The sequence below is a fragment of the Micromonospora sp. NPDC047527 genome, from assembly GCF_040643015.1.
Classification (GTDB): Bacteria; Actinomycetota; Actinomycetes; order Mycobacteriales; family Micromonosporaceae; genus Micromonospora.
Window position 1 is genome coordinate 72,821 of the sequence record NZ_JBEYTK010000005.1, and the last position, 15,197, is coordinate 88,017.

Annotated in this window: 16 protein-coding genes; 4 read left to right on the forward strand and 12 right to left on the reverse strand. The window is 72.2% G+C overall.

What is annotated here, in order from left to right:
* Positions 1–35 precede the first annotated feature (35 nt).
* The 4 genes from ABZ808_RS20005 to ABZ808_RS20020 form a co-directional block, all read right to left on the reverse strand.
* Positions 36–1,427: a pectate lyase gene (locus ABZ808_RS20005; RefSeq protein WP_357008452.1), complete on the reverse strand. Its 1,392-nt coding sequence runs from the start codon at positions 1,425–1,427 to the stop codon at positions 36–38.
* A gap of 270 nt (positions 1,428–1,697) precedes the next feature.
* Positions 1,698–3,494, reverse strand: coding sequence for a glycoside hydrolase family 15 protein (locus ABZ808_RS20010; protein WP_357008454.1), 1,797 nt, complete (start codon positions 3,492–3,494; stop codon positions 1,698–1,700).
* Between the two features lie 42 nt (positions 3,495–3,536).
* Positions 3,537–3,929, reverse strand: a complete 393-nt coding sequence (locus ABZ808_RS20015) for a cupin domain-containing protein (RefSeq protein ID WP_357008457.1) — start codon at positions 3,927–3,929, stop codon at positions 3,537–3,539.
* A gap of 262 nt (positions 3,930–4,191) precedes the next feature.
* Complete coding sequence (locus tag ABZ808_RS20020; RefSeq protein ID WP_357008460.1) at positions 4,192–5,085, reverse strand: sulfotransferase domain-containing protein; 894 nt, start codon at positions 5,083–5,085, stop codon at positions 4,192–4,194.
* A gap of 91 nt (positions 5,086–5,176) precedes the next feature.
* On the opposite strand from ABZ808_RS20020, the gene ABZ808_RS20025 reads away from it, so the two are divergent.
* Positions 5,177–6,247 (forward strand): hypothetical protein, encoded by a 1,071-nt coding sequence (locus tag ABZ808_RS20025; protein WP_357008463.1) that lies wholly within the window; start codon positions 5,177–5,179, stop codon positions 6,245–6,247.
* Positions 6,248–6,252: 5 nt separating this feature from the next.
* Here the strand turns inward: ABZ808_RS20025 and ABZ808_RS20030 are convergent, their stop codons facing one another.
* Together ABZ808_RS20030 and ABZ808_RS20035 are read right to left on the reverse strand one after the other, a co-directional pair.
* A complete protein-coding gene (locus ABZ808_RS20030) occupies positions 6,253–6,534 on the reverse strand; it encodes an adhesin (protein WP_357008467.1) in 282 nt (93 codons plus the stop codon).
* A 195-nt stretch (positions 6,535–6,729) separates the two neighbouring features.
* Complete coding sequence (locus tag ABZ808_RS20035; RefSeq protein ID WP_357008470.1) at positions 6,730–7,803, reverse strand: NAD(P)-binding domain-containing protein; 1,074 nt, start codon at positions 7,801–7,803, stop codon at positions 6,730–6,732.
* Between the two features lie 109 nt (positions 7,804–7,912).
* On the opposite strand from ABZ808_RS20035, the gene ABZ808_RS20040 reads away from it, so the two are divergent.
* Positions 7,913–8,644, forward strand: coding sequence for an aquaporin (locus ABZ808_RS20040; protein WP_357008473.1), 732 nt, complete (start codon positions 7,913–7,915; stop codon positions 8,642–8,644).
* Between the two features lie 140 nt (positions 8,645–8,784).
* On the opposite strand, the gene ABZ808_RS20045 is transcribed toward ABZ808_RS20040, so the two are convergent.
* The 3 genes from ABZ808_RS20045 to ABZ808_RS20055 form a co-directional block, all read right to left on the reverse strand.
* Entirely contained in the window at positions 8,785–9,114 is a 330-nt protein-coding gene (locus ABZ808_RS20045; RefSeq protein ID WP_357008476.1) for a hypothetical protein, read from the reverse strand.
* 116 nt (positions 9,115–9,230) lie between these two features.
* Positions 9,231–10,202 carry a hypothetical protein gene (locus tag ABZ808_RS20050; protein ID WP_357008480.1) on the reverse strand — a complete coding sequence of 324 codons (972 nt, stop codon included), beginning with the start codon at positions 10,200–10,202 and terminating at the stop codon, positions 9,231–9,233.
* Positions 10,203–10,395: 193 nt separating this feature from the next.
* Complete coding sequence (locus tag ABZ808_RS20055) at positions 10,396–10,989, reverse strand: pentapeptide repeat-containing protein (RefSeq protein ID WP_357008483.1); 594 nt, start codon at positions 10,987–10,989, stop codon at positions 10,396–10,398.
* 96 nt (positions 10,990–11,085) lie between these two features.
* Here ABZ808_RS20055 and ABZ808_RS20060 point away from each other — a divergent pair, with 96 nt between their 5' ends.
* Positions 11,086–12,318, forward strand: coding sequence for a serine hydrolase domain-containing protein (locus tag ABZ808_RS20060; RefSeq protein ID WP_357008486.1), 1,233 nt, complete (start codon positions 11,086–11,088; stop codon positions 12,316–12,318).
* A gap of 12 nt (positions 12,319–12,330) precedes the next feature.
* On the opposite strand, the gene ABZ808_RS20065 is transcribed toward ABZ808_RS20060, so the two are convergent.
* Together ABZ808_RS20065 and ABZ808_RS20070 are read right to left on the reverse strand one after the other, a co-directional pair.
* A complete protein-coding gene (locus ABZ808_RS20065; protein WP_357008489.1) occupies positions 12,331–12,795 on the reverse strand; it encodes a PPOX class F420-dependent oxidoreductase in 465 nt (154 codons plus the stop codon).
* 44 nt (positions 12,796–12,839) lie between these two features.
* A complete protein-coding gene (locus tag ABZ808_RS20070) occupies positions 12,840–13,481 on the reverse strand; it encodes a hypothetical protein (protein WP_357008492.1) in 642 nt (213 codons plus the stop codon).
* Positions 13,482–13,785: 304 nt separating this feature from the next.
* On the opposite strand from ABZ808_RS20070, the gene ABZ808_RS20075 reads away from it, so the two are divergent.
* Entirely contained in the window at positions 13,786–14,565 is a 780-nt protein-coding gene (locus ABZ808_RS20075) for a D-Ala-D-Ala carboxypeptidase family metallohydrolase (protein ID WP_357008495.1), read from the forward strand.
* A 99-nt stretch (positions 14,566–14,664) separates the two neighbouring features.
* Here ABZ808_RS20075 and ABZ808_RS20080 read toward each other — a convergent pair whose 3' ends face one another.
* Positions 14,665–15,102, reverse strand: a complete 438-nt coding sequence (locus ABZ808_RS20080; RefSeq protein ID WP_357008498.1) for a hypothetical protein — start codon at positions 15,100–15,102, stop codon at positions 14,665–14,667.
* Positions 15,103–15,197 lie beyond the last annotated feature (95 nt).

Genomic DNA, 15,197 nt, shown 5'->3' on the forward strand with positions numbered 1-15,197 from the left:
GGCCGTGTGGGCCGCGCCGGTGCCACCGTGCCTGCCTACTGGTAGGTGATGTCGGACGATGAGTAGAAGCAGTTGACGCCGTCGGCACCTTCACCGATCTTGGTCGGTTCGCTGCCCTTCGGCACACCCTTGTACTTGACGCAGATCGACGTGTCCCGGCCCGAGTCGTCGACGATCGTGATCCGGCTGAACCGGGCGGTGTCGCCCCAGTTGGTGTTGATGCCGGCGATCGCGTCGGTGTCCCGGACGACCACGTTGTCGATCACCACGTGCCGCTGGTACGACGTGGAGCAGTTGCCGCAGGCCCGATAGAGCTTCCCGGCGTTCTCGGCCCGGAAGTTCTTGATGTAGACGGTGCCTGAGCCGTTGTGCTGGAAGACCTTGTCGCTGGCGGACCGGGCGCCGCCACCGTCGACGGTGTACGTGGTGCCGCCGCGGAAGGTGGCGGCGTCCTCGCCCACGTCCTCCCACCAGACGTTGATCAGGGTGCAGTTGCCCTCGCAGTGCACGCCGTCACCGGCCGGCGCCCCGATGATCACGTTGCGCAGGGTGGCACCGGCGGCCAGCTCGAACATCGGGTCCTGGCTCTCGCTCTGCCCGCCGTCGCCGATGCCGTAGTAGCGCTTCAGCCCGCCGTCGAAGGTGCCGGAGACTCCGATGGTGGCGTTCACCTTCTGGCTGCCGGTGGGCGTCGGCCAGCCTGCCGGCGGCGGGGTGGTCGGGCCCGGCGTGGTGGGGGGCGGCGTGGTGGGGGGCGGCGTGGTCGGTGGTGCGGTGGTGGCCGGCGGGGTGGTCGGGGTGCCACCGCCGGACGAGTCGACCGTCACGTCGTCGAAGCCGCCGCTGGCGTACGCGGTGACCAGGCCGATCCGACCCGCGCCGGCCAGGCTGTTACTGCCGGAGGCGATCTGGGTGCCGTTGACGAAGCCGCGGATGGTGCTGCCGCTGGCCTCGATGCGCAGGGTGTACCAACTGCCGGTGCCGATGCCCAGCGACGCGGAGCCGATCGCGGTGATGCTGCTGCCGTTGACGGCCTGCAACTCGGCGCGGCCGGAGCCGAGCAGGGCCAGCCGGTACATCTTCGTGCTGCTTGTCGACCGGGCGGCCAACCCGACCAGGGCGCTGGACGAGCCGAAGCTCGCCGGCCGGACCCGCGCCTGCACGGAGTAGTTGGTCCAGCTGGTGTCGCCGGCGAACTGCCGGGCCAGCTCGCTGCCGGCGTTGGTCTGGTTGAGCACGCCGGAGCCGTCGACGGCCCAGGTGCCGCCGGACTTGGACCAGCCAGAGGTGTCGCCGTCGTTGAAGTTGTCGCTGAAGACGGTGGCCGCGAAGGCCGAGGTCATGCCGGCGGCGAGGGCCGCGGTGGTCACGCCCGCGCCGACGGCCAGCAGCAGTGGTCGTCGGCCGGGGTGTCGTCTCTTCTGCACAGGTGTCCTCCTTGACGCGTGTGGTGGCGATCCGACGGCCGTGGCGTGCGGGGGACGTACCGGCATGGTGAACTGCCCTGGCCTGGGATCGGTGTGCCCCGCCGGATGCCCTGCTCCGGAGCGGGGTGAAAGCGGGATCAAAGCCGTGGGGAAAGGGCTTTCCCGCCCCTTCGAGGCTAGGACCGCTCAACCATCAGCGTCAATGCCTGGCGCTTGCAGGTCTGTTGCAGGATTCGAGCGCACGCGGGCCGGTCAGGCGCTGCGGGCCGGTCAGTAGCTTTCCGGCTCGGTCAGCCGCCAGGCCGCGTTGATCAGACCGACGTGCGACAGCGCCTGCGGTGTGTTGCCGAGCTGCGCCCCGGTGGCCAGGTCGATCTGCTCGCTGAACAGGCCCACGTCGTTGGCGTACCCGACCACCCGCTCGAACAACTCCTCGGCCCGCGTCGGCTCCCCCGTCATCACCAGGCACTCCACCAGCCAGAACGAGCAGAGCAGAAAACCCGCCGGATCGGTCGTCCACCGGCGGATCAGTCCGTCCTCGGTGCCCAACTCCCGTTCGACCATCGCGATCGTCGACCGCATCCGCGGATCGGTGGCCGGCAGGAATTGCGCCACCGGCAGGATCAGAGCCGAGGCGTCCAGCTCCGCCGAGCCGAACGCGCCGGTGAACGCCCCGATCCGGTCGTTCCACCCGTCGCGCAGCACCGCGTCGCGGATCTCGTCGCGGACGGCGGCCCAGCGCCGCGGGTCGGCCCGCTCACCGAGCCGGTCGGCGAGCCCCACGGCCCGGTCCATCGTCAGCCAGCAGAGCACTTTGGACGACAGGTAGTGCCGCTCCTCGTCGCGGGTCTCCCACATGCCCCGGTCCGGCAGGTGCCACGTCCCGGCGACCTGCTCGGTCAGCCCGAGCACCATCTCACGCAACTCCTCCTCGAACGTCGTGCCGAGGTAGTCGCGCAGCCGCCACACCGCCGAGACGACCTCACCCGGCACGTCGAGCTGCCGCTGCCGCCACGCGTCGTTGCCGATCCGGACCGGCTGGCTGCCGTGGTATCCGCGCAGGTGGGTGCAGTTGTGCTCGGACAGGTCACGTTCGCCCTCCACCCCGAAGAGCACCGGCACCGGCTCGTCGCCGATCCGCCCGATCGACCGGGCGGCCCACGCGAACAGCCGCGACGTCTCGTCCGGGCAGGCCGCCACCCAGAGCGCACGCATGGTGAGCGAGAAGTCCCGCAGCCAGGAGAAGCGGTAGTCGTAGTTGCGGTCCCCGCCGATCCGTTCCGGCAAGGACGTCGTCAGCGCCGCGGCGACCGCGCCGCTGCGGGCGTAGGTGAGGCCGGTCAGCACCGTCGCGCTGTGCCGCACCAGGTCGGGGTACCGGCCGGAGTACGTGTGCGTCTCCCGGTACGCCTCCCACGCCCGCGTCGTCTCGGCGAGCGTGGCCACCGGGTCGAGCCGGGCCGGCGGGTCGCCGTAGGTGTCACCGAACGCCACGTCCATTCCGACCACCTGGCCGGCGGAGACCTCGAACTCCTGGGTCACCCGGTCCCGGTCGGCCCGCAGCGACAGGCCACCGACGTGCAGCACCAGCACCACCGGGCCGGCGCCGGCCAGCACCCCGCCGTCCGGCTGCTCGTGCAGGTACGGCGTGAGCAGGCCGTACTCGGGGCGGGGCGCGAAGTCCAACGCCATCCGTACCCGCCCGGACAGCCCCTCGACCACCCGGATCAGCACGGCGGGAGAGTGCATCCCCAACTCGTGGGCGCGTGCGCCGATCTCGGCGGCCAGCGCGTCGGTGACCGCCACGCTGCCGTGCGGCGTGTGGTGCACCGTCCGCAGCACCAGGGTGTCCGGCCGGTAGGCCCGCTCCACGCGGTGGCCGGGGCCACCCGCGCCGACCGGGGCCACCCGAAAGTGCCCGGCGCTCGGGTCGAGCAGCCGGCCGAACACCGAGGCGCCGTCGAACCGGCTCGGGCACCACCAGTCGACCGAACCGTCCCTGCCGACGAGCGCGCCGGAGCGGGAATCCGAGAGGAATCCGTAGTCGGAGATCGGCGGCTGCTGCACCCGCGCGGGGTACCCGGATGAGCCCGGATCAGGCCGCCGCGCTCACGCCGTCGGCGGCTCGTCCTTGCCGGCGGCCTCGGCCTCGTCGGCCTCCTCCTTGGTGTGGTGCACGGCCTGGTCGGCGTGCTCCGGCGGCCCGTAGACCGTGTAGAGCACCAGCGGGTTCGGGCCGGTGTTGACGAAATTGTGCTTCGTGCCCGACGGGACGACAACGAGGTCACCCGCGACGACCTCCCGCTTCGCGCCGGCGACCCGGGCCTCGCCGGTGCCGCTGACGAAAGTCAGGATCTGGTCGATGCCCTCGTGCACCTCCTCGCCGATCTCGCCACCCGGGGGGATCGTCATGATCACCAGCTGGGTGTGCTCCCCGGTCCACAGCACCCGCCGGAAGTCCGGGCTCTTCTCGGCGACGGTTGCGATAGTGAAATGCTCCATGCTCCGCTCATACCCCGTTCGGCGACGCGTCACGCCGGGACTGGCAAATGGTGGAATTCCCCACGGTCGGCGGGTTTGGATTCGCGCGCAAGGGGGATCGAGCACTCTGACCGGAGCGAACGGCCGGTCGAGCCAGGTCCCCGCTGGCGTACCGCCGAACGGCTGCGACGGTGGGAGACGGCCAGAGCGCGGCGACGTTCCGACCATGGGTCGAACGGCGCCGTGCGCTCGTCTGTCCGGCCGGCTCGCGAGACTCCACCGGTCAGGAGTCGCGGTGCAGCCAGGCGAGCAGGTCGGGCGGCGCGAGAGCGGCCGTACGCGAGCGATAGCGGGCCAGCTCGGCCGCGTCCAGCAGGTCCCGGCCCTGACCCGAGCGGCCCTGGCGGAAGAACGCCCGGCGGTCCCGCAGCACACCGAGCGCGTCCGGAGCGAGCTGGTCGGCGCGCTCCCGCATCCGGCCGAAGGTGGCCGCCTCGACCAGGTCTGGCCAGCGCTCGGCGGGCACCGAAAGGCCCCACCGGTCGGCCAGCCGGCGCATCTGCCCGCCCAGGTCGGCCCGGAGGTCGTCGTAGTGCACCAGCTCGACGTTCGGCGCGTTCCGGCGAGCCCAGGCGTCGCCCAGGTGCCACAGCACCCCCGGCAGCGAGTCCAACTCGGCACGCGGGTCCACCTCGCGGTCGACCCAGCTCGGCAACCACTGCTCCAGCGGCAGGCGCGCTCGTGGCGGTCCCGCCGGAGCAGGATCACCGGTCAGCTCGCGGAGACGAACCTTGTCCAGGTTGCCGGCCTGGTGGTAGAGGGAGACCGCCATGTCCAGCGGGTGCCGGGCCACCACCACGTAGTGCACCCGGGGGTCGAGCGGCACTCCGTCCAGCGGGGTGTGCGTCTTGATGAACCGCCGGTGCGGCTGGGCGGCCAGCCGGCGGTACACCGCGTCCCGCGGCTCGACCCGCCAGTCCAGCCAGGGTGACAGCTCGATCAGCGGCGCTGGCAGCTCCGGAGTGCCCAACACCAGCAGCGCGCAGATCATCTGCATCCAGGTGGTGCCGCTCTTGGACCGCGTGCTGATCACGATGTCACCGTCGCGGAACGGGAACCCGACCCAGCGTGCGCTGTCCTCGTCCTCGCTGCGGTAGCGGCGCGCTGGTGCGGGCATCGGGCGAGCGTAGTCGCCGAACCGACAGTCAGGGACCGGATTTTCGCCTCGGCGGCTGGGAAGGCATGCGAATGCCTGGCTAGATTGAATTATGGTGCCCGCCCACGGGGGCCGGGCGGCGGAACCGGTCTACCGCCCCATCCTCGCCAGCCGCCGACGCGGCGAGCTGGAGGCGTTGCACCATGTCGACCCCGCGGTCACCCCACTGCTCGCCCCGATCCTGGAGATCGACGCCGTCGACCGATCCACGATGGATGCTCTCCGCCGCCTGCCGGTCGGGCTGCTGCCGGCCGTCGATGTCACGGCCCTGCCCGACGCCGCCGACCCGGAGCTGGCCCGTTGGGGCGTACCCCTGATGCCCGTCGTCGGGCTCGCGGAGAGTGACCGGCGGCTGGCCGCGCACGGCGCGGCGGCCCGGGCGTACGCCGGGCGGGCGCTGGTCCGGCTGCGCGCCGCCCGGGACCGGGCGGGGCCGGACGCGAGCACCACCGCCGTCGAACGGATCTGGCGGTTCACGGCGCTGGCGCCGGAGGAGTGTGACCTGCTGGTGGACGCCGGGGACGTGTGCTGCCCGGCGGACGTGCGGGTGGCCGAGCCGCGGGTACGGCGGCTGCTGGCCTGGGCCCGCCGCCACGCCTGGCGCTCGGTCACGGTGGCCGCCGGCGGGATGCCGCCGACACTGTCCCGGCTGCCCAGCGACGAGCCCGTCCGGTTGGACCGCTGGGACTGGCAGCTCTGGCAGCGGCTGAGCGACACCGGGGTCGACTACGGCGACTACGGCGTCGGGCCGGCCGTGGCCGATTCCAGTGATCCCGGCGACCGGCTGCCCACCGTGCGGTACACCGCCGAGGGCAGCTGGTGGGTCTACCGCTGGTCCCGGCGGGGTGGGCGGGGCGACGACCGGTTCGCCGACCTGTGCCGCGCGCTGGTGTCGGCGCCGCACTGGCCGAACACCGGCGCGGCGTTCTCCTGGGGCGACCATGAGCTGCTGCGCCGGGCACGCCGTGGCGCCGGAGCCGGATCGGCCGCCAACTGGACGGCGTGGAGCACGTCGCACCACCTGGCGCACGTGCTCGCCACGCTGTCCCGCCCGCTCGACGACACCCTGCCCGGCTGGCACCCCAGGCCGGCCCCGCCGCAGCGGGGACGACCGCCGAGGTAGGAGTGCTACTGCTGCTCGGTGAACCCGAACTGGATGATGCCCTCGTCGTCGACGGTGGCGTCCACCGAGGCGTCGCCGAGCAACTCGACGGCGTCCGCGTCGAGGAAGATCCGAGCGCCCTGGTTGTCGACCACGTGGTCGCCCTGCTCCGGCTCGGGCACCAACTCCACGGTGAGCGACCCGGCATCGGCGTCGGCGGCGATCCGCACCCCACCGTCCTGGGCCACGTCCTGCTGGTTGGCGAGGTCGCGGATGACGAGCACGGCGTTGTCGGTCATGGTGAGCATTTGCGGAACTCCTCGTGGATTCTCGGCTCGCGGTCGCTTTCGCGCAGACCGGGCAGTCGGCCCCCCGCACGAACACACGTGGGAGGCGGCAGGAGAGGCGGACGGGCATCGCCGTCGCGTCGAATCGGGGCAGCTGACAGGCCCCTTCCCTGCCCACGGTGCCCGCTGTCGGGCGATCCGTCAAATAGAGCCGCGTCAGTCGAGAGCGGGGGCAGGGGCGAGCAACGCGCGGATCTCGTTGACCGCCGCGCGGCCCGCCCGGTTGGCGCCGATCGTGCTCGCCGAGGGGCCGTAACCGATCAGATGGATCCGGTCGTCGGCGACGACTCGGGTGCCGTCCATGACGATTCCACCGCCCGGCGCACGCAGAGCCAGCGGGGCGAGATGGTCCAGTGCGGCACGGAAGCCGGTGCACCAGAGGATCACGTCGGCCGGGACGAACCGCCCGTCTTCCCAGGTCACCCCGTCGGGCGTGATCCGATCGAAGACGGGTAGCCGGTCGAGGACGCCGTGCTCCCGGAGCTGGCGGATCTCGGGGTTGACCGGCAGCCCGGTCACGCCCACCACGCTGCCCGGCGGGCGTCCGGCGCGTACCGCGGCGTCCACCAGGGCAACCGCGGCCCGACCCCGCTCCGGGCCGAATTCGCCGTCGGTGAACTGCGGCGGGCGGCGGGTCACCCAGGTGGTGGAGGCCGCCACCGGAGAGATCTCGGCGAGCAGTTGCACGGCCGAGGTGCCGCCGCCGACCACCACGACACGACGGCCGACGAACTCCGCCGGCCCCTGGTAGTCGGCCGTGTGCAGCTGCCGACCCCGGAACGAGGAACGGCCCGGGTAGTGCGGCCAGAACGGACGGGTCCAGGTGCCGGTCGCGTTGATCAGTGCCCGCGCCGTCCACCGGTCGTGGTCGCTGTGGACGTCCAGCCGCCCGTCCGGGCGGGAGCGCACCTCGCGCACCCGTACCGGTCGCCGGATCGGCAGGTCGAAGGCCCGTTCGTAGCGGGCGAAGTAGGCGCGGACCGCCTCGGCGGCCGGGCGTTGCGGGTCGGCCGGCGGGAAGGGCATCCCGGGAAGGTCGTGAAAGCCGTGCACCCGCTCCAGGCGCAGCGTCGGCCAGCGGTGCTGCCAGGCTCCACCCGGGCCGTCGTCGCCGTCGAGGACGACGAAGCCGCTGCCGGGAGCGAAGCCGGTGCGGCGCAGGTGGTAGGCGGCGCTCAGGCCGGCCTGACCAGCCCCGATCACCACGACGTCGACGGAATGGGTGCCCACGCGTTGTGCAACGTCAGGGCCGCCTCCGCTGTGCCCGCAGCTGCCCGTCGCGCCGGTCACAGCGCCGATTCCTGCACCAAAACACCTAAATTGTCCCTAGGCTCAGGGAATGGACGATGCCCGTCGCGCCGCAGCCGAGTTCCTCGGCACGCTACTGCTGGTCTTCTTCGGCGTGGGCGCCGCCGTCGCCGCGAGGGTCCAGGGTGGCGTGGTGGTGGTCGCGCTGGCCTTCGGGTTCGCCATGCTCGCCCTGGTCTACATGATCGGCCCGCTGTCCGGCAGCCACGTCAACCCTGCGGTGACGCTCGGCGTGCTGCTCTCCGGAAAGATCTCGCTGCTCGGCGCGGTGGCCTACTGGATCGCGCAGTTCGCCGGGGCGACCGTGGCCGCCTTCATCCTCTGGGCGCTGACCCGCTGGGGTGACGTGGCGGACCAGACCGGAGCGCTGGGCTCGAACGGGTACGGCGCGCACATCAACCGGGGCGGCGCGGCCGTCCTGGAGATCGTGTTGACCTTCCTCTTCGTGCTGGTCGTCCTGGTGGTGACCAGCCGCAGCGAGATTCCGGGCACCGCCGGGGTGGCCATCGGGCTGGCCCTGGCCGCGACGCAACTGGTCGGCGTGACGCTGACCGGAGCTGCGGTCAACCCGGCCCGCGCCTTCGGTCCGGCCGTCTTCGAGGGTGGCGTGGCCTTGCGCCAACTCTGGGTTTTCATCGTCTTCCCGCTGCTCGGCGGGGCACTCGCCGCGCTGGTGGCACCGCTGGCCATGGGGGCGCAGCGGCACTACTGGGGCGGGCACAAGAGGTCGGTCGGCGGGCCACCGGAACCCGAACGGCAATAACCTCCGCCCACCAAGGAGATCGGCCGGGTGGCACCGCCCTCGGTGCCGGAGACGCCGCGCACCCCGGAGGGCGTGGAGTGCTCCTGGGTCAAGCCGATCACCTGCTGAACGGTGGCGGGGGCACGTGCCCCCGCCACCGTTCAGGCCGGGCGGTCCGGTGTGGGGGGCACCGCCGCGGGGTCGCCGCGCTCGATGAGCGCGGCGATCTCGGCGGCCCGCAGCCCGCGCAGCGCCAGCACCTGGGTGCCCCAGCGGTGCAGCCGACACGGGTGCGGGTTGGCGTCGTTGCGGCAGATCACCCCGCCGGACCACCGCCGAGGCGCGTGGACCACCACCGCTCGCACCGCGAACTGGGCGTCCTCGCCCGTCACGTACGGCGGCAGGGGGATGTCGCGGAGCACCTCCCCGGGCACCTCATCGGCGCCGGAGGTAGCGGCGGGACGGACGCGGTGGGCGGTGCTGCTGCTCATCTGCGCTGCCTCCACAGTGGATGGCTGGACGGGGACAGCAGAAAGTTACGGCAGCATCGACCGAGGGCGACGGACAAACTGTCCCGACTCGTGGACGCGACGCGCGACCGGCACCGTCAGCGCAGCGCGACGGCCTGGAGGCCGACGTTGCCGCAGTGCGGGGTGAAGACCTTCTCGACGGTCCACGTCAACACCAGCCGGGCACCCCTGGGCAGGTCGAACCGGATGGTGAACTGGGCGCTCTGGCTGGTGTACGGGTCCTCCAGCCGCACCGTACTGACCGGCCCCCCGGTGGACAGCCGGGCGTCCAGTCGACCGCGTGCCATCCAGATCCCGGCGTAGAGCTGGACGGTGCGCGGCTCACCGCTGCCGGCGATCGCGAGGCTGAAACCGTTGCCGACGCCGCAGGTGTAGACGCCGTCCGGGCTGCCGCCGGCGGACCGCTCGGGCGCGCCGTCGGACCAGCGGACGACCTCCTGGTTGCCGTCCCAGCCGACCCGGTCGCCCTTGCCGCCCGCGTCGACGATCTCTCCCGAGCCGGAGCGCTTGCGGACGGTCGAGTTGCCGCCGCGCAGCCCCCAGTGCATCCAGTCCCGCGTGCCCACGGCGCTGAGGTCGATCTCGGCGGGTGCCTCCGCCCTGCTCACCGAGAGCGTCGCTGCGGCCGGCGACCCGGCTGGTGGGGCGGGCGGAGCGGGCGCGCTGACCGACGAAGGCTCGGGCGAGGGCGGGCGCTCCCGGGGGCGCAGGCCCGGCGTCGCCGGCCCGGCCTCGTTGGTACGCCCTTCGGCAGCGGGAAGGCCGGTGGGGCGGGCGGCTCCGGCGGGCACGCCATCCGGCCCCCCGCCCGGGTCGTCCCCCGGCTCGGGGGCGGCACGCGTGCCGAGGTACGAACCCAGGACGATCAGGCAGACGAGCGCGGCGATCCCCTCCAGCGCCCAGCGCCGCCGCCGGCGGGCGCGGGCGAGCCTGCGCAGCGCGCTGCGGGTCTGCGCGGCGTCGACGGCGTGTGGCCGGTGCGACGCCGGTCGGGTGGTCGGCTCGCTCCCGGCCCGTGACTGCGCCCGCGTGCGGTCCTCGTCCGCCACCGACCCCTCCACTCCGCCGCCTGACCGAAATCGGCTGCGGCGGACCGCACCGTCCACTGTGGGCCGTCTCACGTTTGCACCGGCGTGGTCGACACGCTAGATCCGGACGGGTGGGTGTGTCCAGTCCGGAACCGGACGGTATCGGACAGGCGGACCCGGGCGTGAACGGCCGGTCGAGGGCGAGCGCCCCGCGTCAGCCGATCCGGAAACCGAGCGCCTGCGCGATGACGACCGCCTGCTCGACGTCCACGATCGCGCCGGCCCGTTCCACGGTCGTCGGGTCCAGCGCGGTCAGGTCGCTGCGCCGCAGGTCAGCGCCCCCGAGACGGCACTTCTGCAACTGCGCGCCGGAGAGGTCGACACCGGCCACCGTGGCACCGGTCAGGTTGGCGCCGCCCAGGTCGGCCTCGCGCATCCGCACGTCACTCAACCAGGCGCCACGCAGGTCCGCGCCGGGTAGCGCGACGAACGACCAGTCGCCACCGTCGACCCGCAGCGGACGAAGCTGACACTCGACGAAGGTGCTGCCGACCAGCTTGCAGCCGGTGAACTCCGCCTCGAAGAAGTTGCACCGCTTGAAGACGCAGCGGGTGAAGGCCGAATCCAGGTGCCGGGACGCGTTGAACAACACGTTGCCGAACGTGCACCCGGTGAAGACCGCGCCGCGCGTGACCGCCTCGGTCAGGTCCACCTCGAAGAACTCACAGCCGACGAAGTGCCGGTCGGTCAACTCCTCGCCGTACCAGTCTTCGTGGCGGAAGGTCACACCCTCGGTCAACTCCGGCATCCGACCAGGCTAGTGCCACCCACCGACGGCAGCCCGTCGACCAGCCCCCGGACACCCCCTTCCGACATCGTGGTACCGCCAAGTAGGTTCGGCGGCGTGAGTGTGGCTCGAAGCACGGACCCGGACCAGATCGGCTTCGACCCGGCGCGGCTCGCGCGGATCGACGAGCACTTCGGCGCGTACGTCGACGACGGCCGGCTCGCCGGCTGGCAGGTGGTGGTCACCCGGCGCGGCGAGGTGGCGCACTCCTCGACGTACGGGCTGCGGGACCGGGAGTCGGGTGCCCCGGTCGAGGCCGACACACTCTGGCGGATCTATTCGATGACCAAGCCGGTCACCTCGGTCGCGGCCATGATGCTGTGGGAGGAGGGCCGCTTCGAGCTGACCGACGAGATCAGCCGCTGGCTGCCCGAGTTCGCCGACCTGCGGGTCTATTCGAAGGGCTCGACGCTCAAGCCGTACACCGTGCCGGCGACCGAGCCGATCCGGATCTGGCACCTGCTCACCCACACCTCCGGCCTGACGTACGGCTTCATGCAGACCTCCGTGGTCGACGGGCTCTACCGGGCGGCCGGCTACGACCTGTACCCGCCGACGGAGGTCGACCTGGCCGGCGCCTGCGCGGCGTTCGGCGAGCTGCCGCTGCTCTTTCAGCCCGGCACCGCCTGGGGCTACTCGGTCGCCACCGACGTGCTCGGCCGGCTGATCGAGGTGGTCTCCGGGCAGAGCCTCGACGCGTTCTTCGCCGACCGGATCTTCGGCCCGTTGGGCATGACCGACGCCCGCTGGTGGGTCGACGCCGATGTGGCCGACCGGCTGGCCACGCTCTACGCGCCGGACCCGCGCAACGGCCGGGCGGCCCGGTACGACCGGCTCGGCTCGATCGCGCACTACAAGCCCGTGCTGCACTCCGGTGGCGGGGGCCTGATCTCCAGCGCCGCCGACTACCACCGGTTCACCCAGTTCCTGCTGCGCGGCGGCGAGTTGGACGGCGTACGCCTGCTCGGGCCGCGCACGGTGCGTTTCATGACCCGCAACCACCTGCCCGGCGGGCAGGACCTGGGCACACTGTCCACCGGCGGCTTCGCCGAGACCACCCTCGACGGGATCGGGTTCGGCCTCGGCTTCGCGGTGGTCGACGACCCGATCCCGAGCCGGGTGCCGAGCAACGTCGGCGAATATTACTGGGGTGGAGTGGCCAGCACCGCGTTCTGGGTGGACCCGGCCGAGGAGATCACCGCGCTCCTCTTCACCCAGCTGATGCCGTCGAGCACGTACCCGCTGCGCTCCCAGCTGCGCCAACTGGTCTACGCCGCGCTGGTCGACTGACCGGGCCGGTGGTCAGTCGGCGAGCCGGGCCGGGAACCCGCCGGTGGCGATCGGCCCCCAGGCGTCGATGGTGACCCGGATCAGCGACTTGCCCTGGCGCACCATCGCCGCCCGGTAGTCGTCCCAGTCCGGGTGCTCGCCGGAGATGCTGCGGAAATACTCGACAAGCGGTTCCAGCGCCTCGGGCAGGTCCAGCACCTCGGCGGTGCCGTCGACCTGCACCCAGGGCCCGTTCCAGTCGTCGGAGAGCACGCAGGCCGACACCCGGGGGTCACGGCGGATGTTGGCCACCTTGGCCCGCTCCGGGTAGGTGGAGATGACCAGTCGGCCCTGACCGTCGATGCCGGCGGAGACCGGGGACGACTGCGGGCGACCGTCGGCCCGGGTGGTCATCAGCACGACGCGGTGCCGTGGGCGGAGGAAGTCGAGCAGGGTGTCCCGGTCGGCCCGGGTGTTCGTCGCGATGCTGCGTGCCATGACTCTCGTTCCTACCAGGGTCGGGGCGGGCCGGTCGCGGCGGGTCAGCGAGGGCGGGCTGCGGCGCGGGGCACTGCCTGGGTGGGCACGCGGGGCCGGCCCGCCGGCCGCCAGGCCCGGCCGTTGGCGTAGATCACCCGAAAGCCGAGGTACGAGGCGAGCGGTGCCCAGTGCGCCGAGCCCATCCGTAGTTCGGCGGCATTGTGCCGCTGCCCATTGACCAATATGTCCAGCAGGACGGTTTCGAAGGCCGCCGATTCGACCCAGTCGACTTCTCGGGTAAAACCGCAGATCAGAGCCGCACCGGTGACTTCCAGGAACTCGCGCAGCACCGCGTCGGAGGCGCGCAGGACGGAGCAGCTGCCGAAATAGAGTCGCCGGCCCTCGCAGCGACCGGCCATCAGCTCGGCCACCTCGTTCAACCCCACCGACTGCCGGTCGGTGAGGCAGAGCCGGCTCGGCTCGCCGTGCATGGCGAAGAAGCCGACGCGGTGGTCGGCGTACTGCTTGAGCAGCCAGCGGTCCAGGAAGTAGAACAGCTCGTCCCGGGTGGCCGCGCCCTTGTGGATGAAGCGGATCTTGCCCAGCCGTTCGAGGAGTTCGAGGGTCGGCAGCACGGAACCCCGGTCATTGAGGTCGCGGTGCCACTGACCCTCGACACAGAAGACGCCACCACCGCGTGCCACTCGCACCTCCGCCAGTCCGCCGCTCGCGCTGACGTTACCGGCCACCACCGACCTCGGAACATCGCCCCGGGTGTGACTGATTGCGACGTTCGGTGATGTTGACGTACACCCGGGGTGATCCGGGGTGAATGGCTGTTTCGTAAATGGGCGAATTCCCAGGCGGTACCCAGGAACCACGAATCGTGAGGACAATTCTCGTTAATTGCCGCCAACCGCCCTGATCGGTGCGAGGGTGGAAATCACGGGACGTCCCGGTCGATGTCCCGGGAGCCACCCCATTCGCTCTCCTATCGGGAGGACTTCTGTGCGCGTAAACACCTTGAAGCGAGCTGCTGTCGCTTTCGCCCTGGCTCTGCCCGGGGCAGCGATCGCCACGGTGATCGCCGCGCCAGCGGCGCACGCGGACGCCTGCTACACCTGGAACCGCAACCTTTACCAGGGGCGCTCGGGCGACGACGTCCGCCAGTTGCAGATCCGGGTCGCGGGCTGGGCTGGCAACCGGGACATCGTGGAGAACGACGGCCGCTACGGCCCGAAGACCGCCGCCGCCGTCAAGCGGTTCCAGCAGGCGTACGGGCTGCGCGCCGACGGCGTCGCCGGCCCGCAGACCTACGCCAAGCTGTACCAACTCCAGGACAACGACTGCACGCCCGCGCACTTCACCTACAACGAGCTGGACAACGGCTGTGGTGGCAGCGGGTGGAGCGGCGGCCCCGTGTCGGCGGCGCAGACCAAGCAGAACGCGCTGCGCACGATGTGGAAGCTGGAGGCGCTGCGCAAGAGCCTCGGTGACAAGCCGCTCTACGTGTCCAGCGGGTTCCGCAGTCGGGCCTGCAACGACCGGGTCGGCGGCGCGTCGGACAGCCAGCACCTCTACGGCAACGCCGCCGACGTCACCTCGCGGACGTCGTCGCTGTGCCAGATCGCCCGCAACGCCCGCAACCACGGCTTCAGCGGGATCTACGGGCCGGGCTACCCCGACCACGACGACCACGTGCACCTCGACTCGCGGCGGGAGAACAACAGCGACCGCAGCTCGAACACCACGAGCTGGTCCGCCCCCGACTGCGGAGTCAACAACTGAGCAGACCGGCCGGAGCGACGCCGGCCCGGCGCGGTGGGGAACCTCCGCGTCGGGCCGGCGTCGTGTCGCCCCGGGCTGGGCGGGCGGGGGTAGCGCCGCTCAGCTCGCCCGAGGCCAGCGCGGCGCGGTGACGGGGGGAGTCACCGGCCGGCCAGCGGCGGTGGGTCGCACCCCGGGGGGAACGACCCGCGCGGCCTGGTGTCGCGCCGGCAGGCCGGCGCGCCCGGCGGTCGGGGCCGGGTACCCGGTGCTCGCCGTCGCCGGCCGGGTGCCGGCGGGGCGCGAGGGCGACGGCCCGGTCGCGGTGAACGGGAAGGGTACGTGCACGAACGGGTTGCCGTGTTGGATGAGCGCCTCGATCTGCCGCTCGTTGAGACCATGAGCCTCCAGCACCCGCCGCCCCCAACGGTGCAACCGGCAGGGGTAGGAGGCGCCGTCGTTGCGGCACAGCGGCCCGGTCGGCCACTCCTCGGCGGTGTGCACGACCACCGCCCGGACCGCGAGCCGGACATCCTCCGGGGTCAGGGGCGCCGGCATCGGCACCTCACCCAGTACCTGATCGATGGGATCCGTCGACTGCTCACCAACTCGCACGGTAGGCCTCCCGCAGTTCGGCAGCGGTGCGGCGGACC

Excerpts from the sequence above, each read along its gene's own strand:
- ABZ808_RS20045 (WP_357008476.1), bottom strand. The coding sequence starts at position 9,114 with ATGAGCAGCAGCACCGCCCACCGCGTCCGTCCCGCCGCTACCTCCGGC.
- ABZ808_RS20020 (WP_357008460.1), bottom strand. The coding sequence starts at position 5,085 with ATGCCCGCACCAGCGCGCCGCTACCGCAGCGAGGACGAGGACAGCGCA.
- ABZ808_RS20015 (WP_357008457.1), bottom strand. The coding sequence starts at position 3,929 with ATGGAGCATTTCACTATCGCAACCGTCGCCGAGAAGAGCCCGGACTTC.
- ABZ808_RS20080 (WP_357008498.1), bottom strand. The coding sequence starts at position 15,102 with ATGCCGGCGCCCCTGACCCCGGAGGATGTCCGGCTCGCGGTCCGGGCG.
- ABZ808_RS20025 (WP_357008463.1), top strand. The coding sequence starts at position 5,177 with ATGGTGCCCGCCCACGGGGGCCGGGCGGCGGAACCGGTCTACCGCCCC.
- ABZ808_RS20030 (WP_357008467.1), bottom strand. The coding sequence starts at position 6,534 with ATGCTCACCATGACCGACAACGCCGTGCTCGTCATCCGCGACCTCGCC.
- ABZ808_RS20065 (WP_357008489.1), bottom strand. The coding sequence starts at position 12,795 with ATGGCACGCAGCATCGCGACGAACACCCGGGCCGACCGGGACACCCTG.
- ABZ808_RS20055 (WP_357008483.1), bottom strand. The coding sequence starts at position 10,989 with ATGCCGGAGTTGACCGAGGGTGTGACCTTCCGCCACGAAGACTGGTAC.
- ABZ808_RS20040 (WP_357008473.1), top strand. The coding sequence starts at position 7,913 with ATGGACGATGCCCGTCGCGCCGCAGCCGAGTTCCTCGGCACGCTACTG.